Raw genomic sequence first — 12,455 nt, 5'->3', positions numbered from 1 at the left:
GCTACCCCGGCCTCTTCAAATATCCAAGCGCCAGCCACACCGTCAGCAGCAGCGCAGCCGAGGCGGGCCACATGAAGAGGGCGCGCTGAGGGCGGTAGGTGCGCTCATCGCGTTCGGTCGGTTCGAGACGGTCGAGTTCGGCATAGACGGCTTCCAGTTGGTCGCGGTTGGTCGCGGAAAAGAAGTGTCCGCCGGTGATCTCGGCGATCTGCTTGAGTGTCGCCGGATCGAAATCCGAACCCTGACGCAGCAGACGCATGCCGAAGGGCGTGCGGATGCCGACCTCACCGCCGCCGATGCCGATGGTGTGGATGCGCACCCCGGCCTGAGCCGCGAGCCGGGCGGCATCCAGCGGATCGAGCATGCCGGCAGTGTTCGCACCGTCGGTGAGCAGGATCAGCACCCGCTCACCGTCCGGCTGTTCGCGCAGCCGCTTGACCGCCAGCCCGATGGCGTCGCCGATGGCGGTCTCGCGTCCGGCCAGACCGATGACCGCCTCGCGCAGCATGGTGGCGACCGTGGCCCCGTCGAAGGTCAGAGGCGTCTGAAGATAAGCCTGGGTGCCGAAGAGGATGAGCCCGAGCCGGTCGCGGTCGCGCCGTTCGATGAAGCGCATCGCCACCGCCTGCACCGCCATCAGCCGCGAGACGGCACGCCCGCCAAGTTCGTAATCCTCCTGTTCCATGCTCCCGGAGATGTCCAGCGCCAGCATCAGATCGCGCCCGGCGACCGGCAGACCGATGGGCTCGCCGATCCACTGCGGACGCGCGGCGGCCAGCACAAGCAGTATCCAGGCGAGTGTCGCCAGCAGCAGACGCCATCTGGAAGGTCGTCCCCTTCCCGTGACCGTCACCGACTCCAGTTCGCGATAAAAGGGCAGACCCAGGGCCGCGCCCTGGTTTTCGCGGGCGCGCGGCAGCAGACGCGCGAGCACAGGCAGCGGCAGTGCAAGCAGCACCCAGGGCCAGTCCAGCCTGAACCAGTCCATTTCGATCATTGGCGCGTCTTCCCTCATTAAACCGCGCCCAGCGCGGTATGCGGTGTTCTTGGATTGGATCGGTGTCGCCGAATCCATGACTGCCGGAGCTGGCGCGGTTTAAGACACTAAAAATAAGAATTTCTAAACCGCCTCTTCACCGCGACCGAAGAAATCTCCAAAGTCAGACACAGAATGAGCATTACGCATTTCGCTCCGGACGCGGTTTAGTCTGGATCCAGCGCGCGGCGAGACGGCTCAATGGCTGGGGATCGAAACCAGACTCGTGCGCGAACTCAGGGCGATAGGCGGACTCGACCAGGATGCGACCTGGACCTTGCGTGAAGCCGGTACCACCGCCGGTGGCGTCGAGAAAGGTCAGCCAGTCGGAACCGCTGAGCCCGGCGACCTGTTCGCGGGGAAAACGAACCAGCGCCAGACGCCGCAAAAGCTGCGAGACACCCGCGACAAAACGGCGTGCATCGCCATCGGTCGTCAGGGCGGCATTGAGTCCGGCCAGTTCGCGCAGCGCCAGTCGCGTGCCGGCACCCTGCCGACGCCAGCGCCGCCACCAACGGATGGCAAACCAGACGCCAGCCAGGAGCAGACCGGCCAGCAGCCACCAGCCGGGCGCGGGCGGCCACCAGGAGACCGGATCCGGCAGATGCCAGTCGCGCAGCCCGGACAGCGGATCGGGATTCATCGCGCCATCCCCGTTGCCCGGGCACCGAGACGCGCACCCAGACCGCGCGCCAGCGCCGGCCCCACCGGATTAAAGGTCGCCAGTTGCAGCAGATGGGCGCGGTCGCGTCGGGCGAGTCGTTGCAGGCTGTCAAGACGCTGCTGAAAATGCCCCTGATAGACCTGGCGGACACGGGCGCTGGTCAGATCCAGAATGCCCGTCCTCAGCACCGCCGAAAGAGCGTTTTGCACGCCATCCGTCACCGGATAACGTCCGGGCGGCGGCGTCTCGCTTTCCAGCGGGTCATGGATCAGGATCAGCAGCAATTCGCTGCCGGCTGCCAGTTGCGCCAGCCAGCCGCTGCGCTCCGGCTGAATGCCGGCGAAATCGCTGATGATGGCCACCAGACTGCCGGGGCGCACCTGAGTGACCAGATGCGTAGCGGCCTCGGCGATGGCGGCATGACCGCCGTTCGCATCCTTCGGCACCGCGCTCAGACGGTCGAGCAGCGGCAGTAACCCCGCCCCGCGCGCGGCAGGCCGACGCTCCAGATGATGACTCTCATCGAACACCAGCCCGCCGACCCGATCACCCCGATCAACCGCCGCCCAGCCGATCAGCGCCGCCGCCTGTGCTGCCACGACCGACTTGAAGGCGACCCGCGTGCCGAAGCGCATCGACGGTCCCTGATCGACCAGCAGCCACACCGGACGCTCGCGCTCCTCGCGGAAGAGCTTCACATGCGGGGTGCCGGCACGCGCGGTCACACGCCAGTCCATGTTGCGCGGATCATCGCCCGGCTGATAGACCCGCGACTCGTCGAACTCCATGCCGCGCCCGCGAAAGCGCGACAGATGACCGCCGCTGCGGGTCGCCAGCACCCGCCCGCGCGGCGCGAGATCGAGCCGCCGCGCCTGACCGCGCAGGGCGATCAGGTCTTTGAGATTGGGCTGGATGCCAGCGGTAGCCGGCGTCTGCTGCGGCGAGATCATGCGTGCGGTGCGGGATAATAGAGCTTGTCGAGCAGTTGCTCGGCCGTATAGGGGCACTGCGCCGGGAACGCCTCCAGCGGCAGACCGCTTTCATCGCTCGCCAGTTGTCTGGCGTCGGCATAGGCATCAATGATGGTCTCGGCCAGCAGCGATTTGAGACCGGGCGCCTGTTTGAACAGCCGGGCCAGACGGCCGCGCTGTTCGACAATGGTGGCGCGCCAACTGCGACCATCGAATTCGCGCCAGCGATCGGATAGCGTTTGCAGTTGATATTCCCATTTCAGTAAATGAGCGATCAGAATCGTCAGCCGGTTTTCCAGTGCGCGCTGCTCGCTTTTGCCCATGTCGCTCAGTTCTTCCAGAAGGTGCTCAATATCCAGTTCGTCGTAGCGTCCGGCACGCAGCAGTTCGGCGTTCTGTGCCGCCCAGGCTGAATAATCGGTTTGATAGAGTGTGCTGAGTTCAGTCATGTCTCGTCTTCCAGGCAATGTGTAGGGGCGATTTAAATCGCCCCTACAGGGTGGCATGTCCTTTTCCGTCAATCACCTAAGGCGCCGGCACCCGCGCCAACAGCGCGGCGATGAAATCATCGGGCCGTCGCCCTTCCGCCTCCGATTCGTAAGACAGGAGCACCCGATGACGCAGAATATCGGGCGCAACCGCCTGGACATCTTCCGGCGAGACATAATCGCGCCCATTGAGCCAGGCCAGCGCCCGCGAGCAGCGGTCGAGCGCAATGGTCGCGCGCGGACTGGCGCCGAAACGCAACCAGCCGGCCAGATCTGACGCATAGGCGCCGGGGTTGCGCGTCGCCATCACCAGATGCACCAGATAGTTTTCGACCTCGGGCGCCATGTAGAGCCTGAAAATCGCCTGACGCGCCGCGAAGACATCGGCCTGCTTGAGCACCACGGCAGGGCTGACCGCCCTCCCCCGCTGCGCCTCGTCGCGATTGAGCCGCAGGATGGCGCGCTCGGTGTCAAGATCCGGATAATCGACCCGCACATGCATCAGAAAACGGTCGAGCTGGGCCTCCGGCAAGGGATAGGTGCCTTCCTGTTCGATGGGATTCTGGGTCGCCATGACCAGAAACAGCCCGGGCAAAGGATAGGTCTCGCGCCCGACCGTGACCTGACGCTCGCCCATCGCCTCCAGCAGCGCCGACTGCACCTTGGCCGGCGCGCGGTTGACCTCGTCGGCCAGCAGCAGGTTGTGAAAGATGGGACCGCGATCGAAGCGGAAACTGCCATCGTGCGGACGATAGATCTCGGTCCCGGTCAGATCAGCCGGCAGCAGATCGGGCGTGAACTGGATCCGGTGGAAATCGCCTTCCAGCCCGGCGGCAAGTTCCTTGATGGCCGTGGTCTTGGCCAGTCCGGGCGCGCCTTCGACCAGCAGATGCCCGTCGGCCAGCAGGGCGATCAGCAGACGATCAACCAGGGTGCGCTGGCCGAGGATGGTGCGGCTGATCTGTTCGCGCAGGGCGGCGAATTCGGGCATCAGATTGGGCGAGGATGCGGCCTCGCTGGTCTCGGTGGGTGCCGCGAGCGGCTCCGGCTTCTCTGGGATCATGGGTTATTCCATTGGCGGATAATAATCGTCGCTCAGGATCTGCTCGGACGAATCGGGGTGCTTGACACAGATGGTTAGGCTACCTAGCCTTTCGGTACCAAAACCTGTACAGATTCTAACAACATGACCACTCTCACCGCGACCGATGCCCGCAAAAGCCTGTTCGATCTCCTGCGTGGGGCCAACGAGCGCCATGAGATCTACCACATCCGACATCGGCAGGGCGACGCGGTGCTGATGTCGGAGAGCGAATACGAAAGCCTCATCGAAACCCTGGATCTGCTGTCCGCGCCCGGTTTCAAGGATGCCTTCGAGCAGGCGCGCCAAGAGGCCGACAGTGGCGAGACGCGCGCTTTCGAGGAGATCTTCGGGGAACCGCAGTGAGCTATCGGGTCCGCTTCACCCGGCAGGCCGAAAAAGACATCGACAAGCTGACCCCGAAACTGCGTGCCCGGCTCAAGGACATCGTTCGTCACCGGCTGGCGGTCGATCCCTACTCAGGAAAGCCGCTGGTCGGTTCGCTCAAAGGGTATTACTCGATGCGGCTGAGTTACCAAGATCGCATCGTCTACAGTATCCATGACGATGAACTGGTCATCATGGTACTGCGCGCCCGAACCCATTACGGTGACTGACGCACGGGGCGCGCCTTAGGCGATTTCCGGGAAAGTTCGTACCCGCCCGAAGCGCCGTCAATGGACAGGATTAACAGGTTTAAAAACAATGATCTAAAAATCCTGTCCATCCTGGAAAATCCTGTTAATCCTGTCTATATGAAATTTTAAACCACGTTCCCACTGATGTCGGTGACATCCCCAAAGCTAAACACAAACTGAAAATTACGCATGTCGCACTGGACGCGGTTTAACTCACCTGCACCATAATCTCGGAGTCGCGCGGCAGCACCTCGACCGTCGCCCCGGACTGGATGAGCTGTTCGGTCTCCATCACCTCCATCACCGCATCCAGCACCTCGGGATCCTGCTGGGCGATGGCGTTGAGCGCCTCACCGACGATAGCCGGGCGGGTCGCGGCGGCCTCGGCCATCTGTTGCGAGACCTTGTAGGCGGTCTGACTCTTGATGAGTCCGACCCGGTTCTCGCCGTCCTGCTTCATGGCGCTGGTGACCTGCACCAGACGCTTGACGACCTTCTCGGTGATGTTATCGACCATCTGGCGGTCGGTGAAGGCAACCTTGCGCATATAGACCGAGCCGAGCTTGTAACCCCATTGCTCCGAGAGCGGCGACACCGCCGCACGCACCCGCCGGCTGAGTTGATGCCGGTCTTCCAGCATCTTGTCCATCTCCAGATTACTCAGGGTCGAAATGGTCGAACTGGCGACATTGGCCTGGAGCGAGGCGTCCGGGTTGGCATTGCGGAAGAGATAGGCGACCGGATCGCTGACCTGCATCTCGTACCAGATGCCGACCCCCATTGGGGTGCCCTCCTCCGAGTTGACCATCTGATCGCGCAGATAATGCTGACGCAGCGTGGTCGAGACCCGGTAGAGCTTGCCGAAGAAGGGCACCAGCAGCGCCTTGGGGCCGAAATAGCCGAGCGGAAAGCGGATGCCGGGCTCGTCCAGCGTGCCGATGACCTTGCCGAAGAGCGTATAGACCTGCGCCTCGCGCTCGTTGACGATGGCATAGAGCCCCAGCTTGCGGGCGATGGCGAGCAGGATCGGGATATAGAGGAAGCCGACGACAAAGGCGACCACCAGACCGACTGAGCTATCGATGTCAAATATCATAAGACCTCCGCGAGCAAATGTGGTGCGTAAAGTGTTCGGGCGTGACTCAAGGAACCGTTGTCTCCCGGTTATCCAGCACAAATCCATCGAGATGCCAGCCGATCAATCGGTCCAGATCGACCAGCATCAGCTTGTTGCTTCGATTGGCGCTGTCCCGTGCCTGAGTCGTGAACGAACTGGTGGTCACGAATACGCCAAGATCGGCCTGATTCTCCTCCAGAACCCCTTTGAATTGCTGAATCGCTGGCCGGCCCACCGAGTTATCGAGCCCATAGCGTTTGCATTGCACCAGAATCAATCGACTGCCATCTTTTGCCACCCCGTCGATACCGGCATCGCAACCGGCTGGAGTGGCCCAGGCGGTCATGCCAGCTTCGGCGAAAAAGCCCATGACATGCCGCTCGAATGCCAGCGGATTCATGGCGAGCAGCTCCGCCTGTAACACGTTGCGATCTTTCGACAGCGATTGTCTGCCGGGTGGAGCAATGTCTTTGACGATGGCTTCCCGCGCCCCTTTGTTCATGCGTATCAGCGCCGCATCCGTCGCGATGACGGCAAGAATACCCTGAACAAAGAGCCCTTCACCGTCCCTGGTATTCAGCAGGGATTCGATGACGGCGGTGATCCCGGAAACGCCAAGGAAAAAGACCAGCAGCGCCGGAACGCCAACTGCTCCGCCAAACGCCGCGATACCGACACCGGCGCCACCTAATAAGGGCGTTGCCAGTACAGTCGCCGGCAGGGCGACACGCAGGGCCAAAGGCAGGTTTCGATAACCGCTCAAGGCCGTTCCACCGACCGTTTTCAAGACCGCCACTGTTTTCTCTGAAGGCACATTTGCTGCCAATCTGGCTAATTTCTGCCCAATCGAAAGACGATTGCTGGCCATGATCACACGGGACTGCATCAGCCACGCGACTGTGGCGGCTTTGTCGTGTTCATCGCTCAGGTGAGTCATGAACACCTCTTCCATGTCAGGAAGCGTCGGTGGAGGACGGCCATCTTCAAGCTCCAACCAGGCCAAAACGGCCTGACGCTCCTGCTCGGAAAGGTTGTCGAGATCTTTCGGCGGTTGACCGCGTCCATCCTGGTAATGGACAGCATCTTCGCGACCAAGCCACGCCAGAACAACGTCGCGCTCAGGCTCGGTGTCTGTCATACGCCAACTCCAGTCAGTCAGCCACTTTGGCTGGTGGTCTGAATGATCCGCGTCGCCCGTCCCAGCAGGGGCACGCGCAGGTTACGGATATAGGCGTACAGCGCCGTGGAGCCGCCGCTGGCCTTGATCTTGACGAGGGTATCGGCCAGCTCCTTGAGCGGGGCGACCTCGGCCTGGGCGTTGTTGCGGGCGATATCCACGGCGCGCTTGCTCATGGTGATCTGCTGCTCGGCATCGGCGCGGGCGGTGCTGATGTCGGCGGCGACCTGATTGCGGGTGGTGTTGATCGCCGAGAGCGCGCGGTCGACCTCGGGCGGCGGGTCGATCTGGGTGATGAGCGCGGCGTCCAGCTCGATGCCGTAACGCGCGCCGGTGGAGCGGCACTGCTGTTCCATGTAGTCGTTCAGCAGCGGCAGGTTTTTGCGCAGATCGTTGATCGAGACCCCTTCCGAGAGTTCGGGCGAGCCGCCGCTGCCGGCGATCCCGGTCTCGCCGACCAGACTCGGACCCTTGGGATCGACGAAATTGGCGATGCGCTCGCGCAGCACCGAGATGAAATAGCCCATGACGTGCTCCAGCGGGCTATCGACGCCGAAGCAGTAGGCATAGAGATTGTTCTCCGAGGCGCGGAAGCGGATCTGCCCGCCCACCCCGGTGGTGAGATTGTCCTTGGTGACCGCCTCGATGGTGTGCTGGGTCTTGGTCGGATCCCAGGTCAGATCGATGGCCTGCGTGACCACCCGCACCTTGTGCGCCTCCTGCCAGGGCCATTTGAAATACGGCCCGCCGGGGCCGACGGTGACCAGACGCGGCACCCGGTAACGCTCTTTTTCCTCGTCATTGAGCGAGTCGTCCTCGACCATCAGACGACCCAGACGCTGGGCGCGTCCGAATGAGGTGAGAACCGCCCGCTCATCCGGCTTGACGGTGTAGAAGGCACGGAAGAAGACCTTGTAGACGATAAAAGCCAGCAAACCCAATAGAAAGGCACTCACATACATGACGTTCTCCCACGCATCAGTGGTCAGTTGGCAGAATGGACAGGATGTTGTGAGGTTTTTTCAATCCTGTGAATCTTGGAAAATCCTGTTCATCCTGTCCATTTTGATGCCGCCTGGCTACTCGCTTTTAAAACCGGCGGCGCGATGGCTGCCATCGCAGAAGGGTTTGTTGCTGGATGCCCCGCAGCGACAGAGGAAGGCGTTATCACCCTGCCAGGCGTCGCGCCCGGTGGCGGCGCGGATGCTGAGGTTGCCGTCGAGCCGCAGCGGGCCGTTTTTCAGCGGTTTGACGCTCAGTGGACCACCGGTCGCGGTGAGCCCCGGTCCCTTTTCGCCGACGGCGCCGAAGTCCTCGAACTTAACCTCCAGATGGCTGTTATCGCAGAAGGGTTTGTTTTTGGACGCCCCGCAGCGACAGAGCGCGGCGCGACGGCGGACGCCCGGCATGTCCTCGCCCGCGCCCTCGATCTGAAGCTCGCCGGTGAGATAGAGCGGGCCGTTGTAGACCACCATCGCGATGTTGGCCGCCGGGGCCGTCTCGGGCATGCCGTCTTTGTCGGTATAGCTCAGGGCACCGCTCGGACAGCGTTCGACGATCTCGCGCACCTCCGCTCTGGTGACCTTGTCCGGCATGCACCAGGGCTTGCGCCCGCCGACGAAGAGATCGCCCTCGGCCTGGCCGCATTCGCCGATATGAATGCAGAGTCGCCCGTCCCAGCGGACATCAATCTCGTTGCCTGAAAAATCGACGATTTCTTGATCGCTCATGTGCCTGTCCTCGCGGTGCGCGCAGTGAATGGTTTAAAGATTTGATTTTAGACAGGATTTGCAGAATTTACAGGATTTAAAACAACATATTAAAGAATCCTGTAAATCCTGTTAATCCTGTCAAAAACTCGCGATCAGCTCCTCTGCCGGCACGGGCCGTCCGAACCAGTAACCCTGATAGGCGTGGCAGCCGTGCGCGGCCAGCCAGTCGCGCTGCTCCCCGGTTTCCACGCCCTCGGCGATCACCTCCAGCTCCAGGCTGTGGGCCAGGGCAATGATGGTGCGGGCAATGGCCGCATTGTTGGCATCGGTCAGCACATCCTGCACGAATGAGCGGTCGATTTTGAGCTGATCGAGCGGCAGACGTTTGAGATAGCTCAGTGACGAATAACCGGTACCGAAGTCATCCAGCGAGAATCCCAATCCCAGCGCATGGAGCATGGTCATTTTGGCGATGACATTCTCCGTATTGTCCAGCAGCAGACTTTCGGTGATCTCCAGCTTGAGCCGCGCCGGATTGGCGCCGGCCCGGGCGATGGCCATCAGCACCTGTTCGACAAAATCAGGCTGATGGAACTGACGCATGCTGATGTTTACGGCCAGCATCAGATGAGCCGTGTCCTCGCCTTCGCCCCACAACGCCAGTTGTCTGCACGCCGTATCCAGCACCCACTGGCCCAGGGGTACGATGAGTCCCATCTTTTCGGCCTGCGGAATGAAGGTCGCGGGCGAGACGGCGCCGAGCTGCGGACTGTCCCAGCGCAGCAGCGCCTCGGCGCCGATCAGGCGTCCACCCTGATCGACCTGCGCCTGATAGACCAGCCGGAACTGATCCTGCTGAAGCGCCTGACGCAAATGGCCCTCCAGCGCGGCGCGGGCGCTGATTTCAGCCTGCATCTCGGGGTCGAAAAAGCGCAGCGCGTTGCGGCCCATCGCCTTCGCCCGATACATGGCAAGATCGGCCTGCCGCATCAGATCATCAACGCCGATCGGCTGATGGCCGAACAGGGTGATCCCGATACTGGCCGTGGAGTGATGTTCGCAGCCGTTCAGATCATAGGGCTGGTCGAGAACGGCCAGCAGTTTGCGGCCCAGATGCTCAACCTGCATGGCCGACTCGTCGGGACAGCCGCTCAGATTTTCAAGCATCACCACGAATTCGTCGCCGCCGAAACGCGACAGGGTGTCGCTCTCGCGCAGACAGGCGGACAGACGCGCGGCCGCCTGTCGCAGCAGCAGATCCCCCTGCTCGTGACCGAGGGTGTCGTTGAGTGTCTTGAAGTCGTCCAGGTCGATGAACAGCAGGGCGCATTCCTGGGCGCAACGCTGTCGGTTCGCCAGCGCCCGCTGCAAGCGGTCCAGCAGCAGGCGACGGTTGGGCAGCCCGGTCAGCGGATCGAAAAAGGCCAGATCGCGGATCTCCTTTTCAGCCGCCTTGCGCTCGGTGATATTCTCGAAGACCGTCGCGAACTGGCCCTGACCGACCTGGAAGGCGGTGATGCCATAATGGTGCCGATTTAATTCGAGGAACATCTCGAACGAGACGGGCTCGCCGGTCAGGGCGACCTTGCCATAGATCCCGATCAGGCCGCTCTGTTCGATGCCCGGCAGCACCTCGGTGACAGTCCGTCCGATGATCTCGGCGACCCGGAGCCCGGTATGGGTCTCGAAGGCCCGATTCGCCATCAGAAAGCGATAATCACAAGGCTGTCCGCCGGCATCCAGCATGATTTCATGCAGCGCCACGCCACTCAGCGAGTTGTCGAAGAGACCGCGAAAACGCTGTTCGCTGATCCTGAGCGCCTCCTCGACCTCCCGCCGCGCGCGCGCTTCGGCCTGCCGCCACATGGCGGCTTCAGGCGGCCCCAGGGAATCGGCCAGACGGTCGAGCACAGACGCCAGACGTCTGATCCGGGTCGCGACAGCGGTCAGTGCGTGGCGGCTCATGCGGTTGATGTCTTGAAGGTTAAAAATCATTTCAATCGCATCTCGCCAGTCGAGTTGGGTGACCCTGTTTTTCGCATTGGCATCTCCTATGTTATACCCTCAGGGGTCATTTTCTATGCGAGAAACTCATGCACACCAACGCCCTTACGACTTCATCCCGCCAGCCGCAACCGCTTGCCACGAGCGGGTTTGCCAGCCTCGCCCTGAGTCTCACCCTCTTTTCAGCCACGGGGACCGCCATGGATCAGGAACAGCGCATTGACGACACGGCCCAGAAGGCGCTGGCCGTGACCATCTATAACGACAATCTCGCGCTCATCCGGGATCAGCGGCAGGTGACGCTGGAGGCGGGCGAAAACCGGCTGGCCTGGCGCAATGTCTCGGTGCAGATCCGCCCCGAGACGGCCCTGCTCAACGATGTCTCGCAACAGCTCGATCTGACCCTGCTCGAACAGAATTTCGACTTCGACCTGCTGACGCCGACGAGTCTGCTGAAAAAATATCTGGGTCGCACGGTGCAGGTCATCCGCACCAACGATGCCGGCGAGCGAACGACTGAATCGGCCACGGTGCTGGCCGTCAATGAGGGCGTGATCCTGAGCTATGACGACCGCATCGAGACCGCGCTGGTCGGTCATCTCGCCTTTCCCGATGTGCCCGAGGATCTGCGTGATCAGCCGACCCTGGTGCTGCATCTCAACGCCTCCCGCGCTGGTGAGGGCAGACTCGAACTCTCCTATCTGACCGGTGGACTGTCCTGGAAGGCCGACTATGTGGCCGATCTCGCGTCCGACAGCCAGAGCATGGATCTCAACGGCTGGGTGACGCTGACCAACGCCAGCGGCATCGCCTACCGTCAGGCGCAGGTGCAACTGGTGGCGGGCGAGGTCAATCAGGTCCAGGACGCCATGCCGATGCCCATGATGGCGCCCCGCATGGCGATGGCGGCGCCAGCGACCATGCCAGCGGAAGAGAGTCTGGCCGAATACCATCTCTACACCCTGCCCCGCCCGACCGACATCCTCAACCTGCAAACCAAACAGGTGGCGCTGCTGTCCGCACCCAAGGCGCCGATCACCAGGGAATTGCTCGTGAAGGGCGATGCCTATGCCTATCAGGCGCAGTCCAGCGATGGCTGGACCAAACTGCCGGTGGCGGCGACCCTGAGCTTCGTCAATCGGGACGGTAGTCTGGGGATCCCGCTGCCCAGGGGTGTGGTGCGGGTCTATGCGAAAGACAGCCGGGGCAATGCCCAGTTTGTCGGCGAGGACAGCATCGATCACACCCCCAAAAACGAGACCGTCACCCTGAAACTCGGCGAGAGCTTCGATGTGACCGCGCGCCGCAAACAGACCTCCTTCAAAAAACTTGGTGGCTCAACGGCCTACGATTATGCCTATGAAAGCGCCTTCGAGATGGAACTCAAGAATGCCAAGCCTGAGCCGGTAACGGTCAAGGTGCTGGAAACGCTGCCAGGCGACTGGGAGATCGTCAAGGAGAGCCAGCCGCACACCAAAGAGGCGTTCAATCTGGCCTCCTGGCAGGTGCAGGTTCCGGCGGATGGCAGCGCAACACTGCGCTGGCGGGCCCGAGTGCGGCATTAAAC

General features: G+C 62.2%; 13 protein-coding genes. 3 read left to right on the top strand and 10 right to left on the bottom strand.

The genetic code is table 11. The features are described from left to right. Nucleotide 1 precedes the first annotated feature (1 nt). The 5 genes from EDC35_RS04710 to EDC35_RS04690 all read right to left on the bottom strand — a co-directional run bounded on the left by EDC35_RS04710 (nt 2) and on the right by EDC35_RS04690 (nt 4,150). On the bottom strand, nt 2–988 hold the full coding sequence (locus EDC35_RS04710) for a VWA domain-containing protein (RefSeq protein ID WP_132976307.1): 987 nt from the start codon (nt 986–988) through the stop codon (nt 2–4). Between the two features lie 190 nt (nt 989–1,178). Further along, on the bottom strand, nt 1,179–1,679 hold the full coding sequence (locus EDC35_RS04705; protein WP_132976082.1) for a DUF4381 domain-containing protein: 501 nt from the start codon (nt 1,677–1,679) through the stop codon (nt 1,179–1,181). After that, nucleotides 1,676–2,650 carry a DUF58 domain-containing protein gene (locus tag EDC35_RS04700; protein WP_132976081.1) on the bottom strand — a complete coding sequence of 325 codons (975 nt, stop codon included), beginning with the start codon at nt 2,648–2,650 and terminating at the stop codon, nt 1,676–1,678. The genes EDC35_RS04705 and EDC35_RS04700 overlap by 4 nt, the downstream gene beginning before the upstream one ends. Continuing rightward, a complete protein-coding gene (locus EDC35_RS04695; RefSeq protein WP_132976080.1) occupies nt 2,647–3,120 on the bottom strand; it encodes a DUF29 domain-containing protein in 474 nt (157 codons plus the stop codon). The genes EDC35_RS04700 and EDC35_RS04695 overlap by 4 nt, the downstream gene beginning before the upstream one ends. Nucleotides 3,121–3,196: 76 nt before the next feature. Next, nucleotides 3,197–4,150 (bottom strand): AAA family ATPase, encoded by a 954-nt coding sequence (locus EDC35_RS04690; RefSeq protein WP_132976306.1) that lies wholly within the window; start codon nt 4,148–4,150, stop codon nt 3,197–3,199. 195 nt (nt 4,151–4,345) lie between these two features. Between EDC35_RS04690 and EDC35_RS04685 the strand changes: the two genes are divergently transcribed. Next, entirely contained in the window at nt 4,346–4,606 is a 261-nt protein-coding gene (locus tag EDC35_RS04685; RefSeq protein WP_132976079.1) for a type II toxin-antitoxin system Phd/YefM family antitoxin, read from the top strand. Continuing rightward, entirely contained in the window at nt 4,603–4,857 is a 255-nt protein-coding gene (locus EDC35_RS04680) for a type II toxin-antitoxin system RelE family toxin (RefSeq protein WP_132976078.1), read from the top strand. Before EDC35_RS04685 ends, EDC35_RS04680 begins: the two co-directional genes overlap by 4 nt. A gap of 229 nt (nt 4,858–5,086) precedes the next feature. Here the strand turns inward: EDC35_RS04680 and EDC35_RS04675 are convergent, their stop codons facing one another. The 5 genes from EDC35_RS04675 to EDC35_RS04655 all read right to left on the bottom strand — a co-directional run bounded on the left by EDC35_RS04675 (nt 5,087) and on the right by EDC35_RS04655 (nt 10,849). Continuing rightward, the gene (locus EDC35_RS04675; protein ID WP_132976077.1) at nt 5,087–5,974 is read right to left on the bottom strand and encodes an SPFH domain-containing protein; all 888 of its coding nucleotides are present in this window, start codon (nt 5,972–5,974) and stop codon (nt 5,087–5,089) included. Between the two features lie 46 nt (nt 5,975–6,020). Beyond that, a complete protein-coding gene (locus tag EDC35_RS04670; RefSeq protein ID WP_132976076.1) occupies nt 6,021–7,133 on the bottom strand; it encodes a restriction endonuclease in 1,113 nt (370 codons plus the stop codon). A gap of 17 nt (nt 7,134–7,150) precedes the next feature. Beyond that, entirely contained in the window at nt 7,151–8,134 is a 984-nt protein-coding gene (locus EDC35_RS04665) for an SPFH domain-containing protein (protein WP_132976075.1), read from the bottom strand. A gap of 117 nt (nt 8,135–8,251) precedes the next feature. After that, nucleotides 8,252–8,902 (bottom strand): CDGSH iron-sulfur domain-containing protein, encoded by a 651-nt coding sequence (locus tag EDC35_RS04660; protein WP_132976074.1) that lies wholly within the window; start codon nt 8,900–8,902, stop codon nt 8,252–8,254. 120 nt (nt 8,903–9,022) lie between these two features. After that, a complete protein-coding gene (locus tag EDC35_RS04655) occupies nt 9,023–10,849 on the bottom strand; it encodes a putative bifunctional diguanylate cyclase/phosphodiesterase (protein WP_165903350.1) in 1,827 nt (608 codons plus the stop codon). A gap of 128 nt (nt 10,850–10,977) precedes the next feature. Between EDC35_RS04655 and EDC35_RS04650 the strand changes: the two genes are divergently transcribed. Then, the gene (locus tag EDC35_RS04650) at nt 10,978–12,453 is read left to right on the top strand and encodes a DUF4139 domain-containing protein (RefSeq protein ID WP_132976072.1); all 1,476 of its coding nucleotides are present in this window, start codon (nt 10,978–10,980) and stop codon (nt 12,451–12,453) included. Nucleotides 12,454–12,455: the final 2 nt, after the last annotated feature.

This window comes from Thiobaca trueperi (assembly GCF_004342175.1).
Taxonomy (GTDB): domain Bacteria; phylum Pseudomonadota; class Gammaproteobacteria; order Chromatiales; family Chromatiaceae; genus Thiobaca; species Thiobaca trueperi.
The sequence above is the reverse complement of the archived record's forward strand: the minus strand, read 5'-3'. Positions and strand labels throughout refer to the sequence as shown.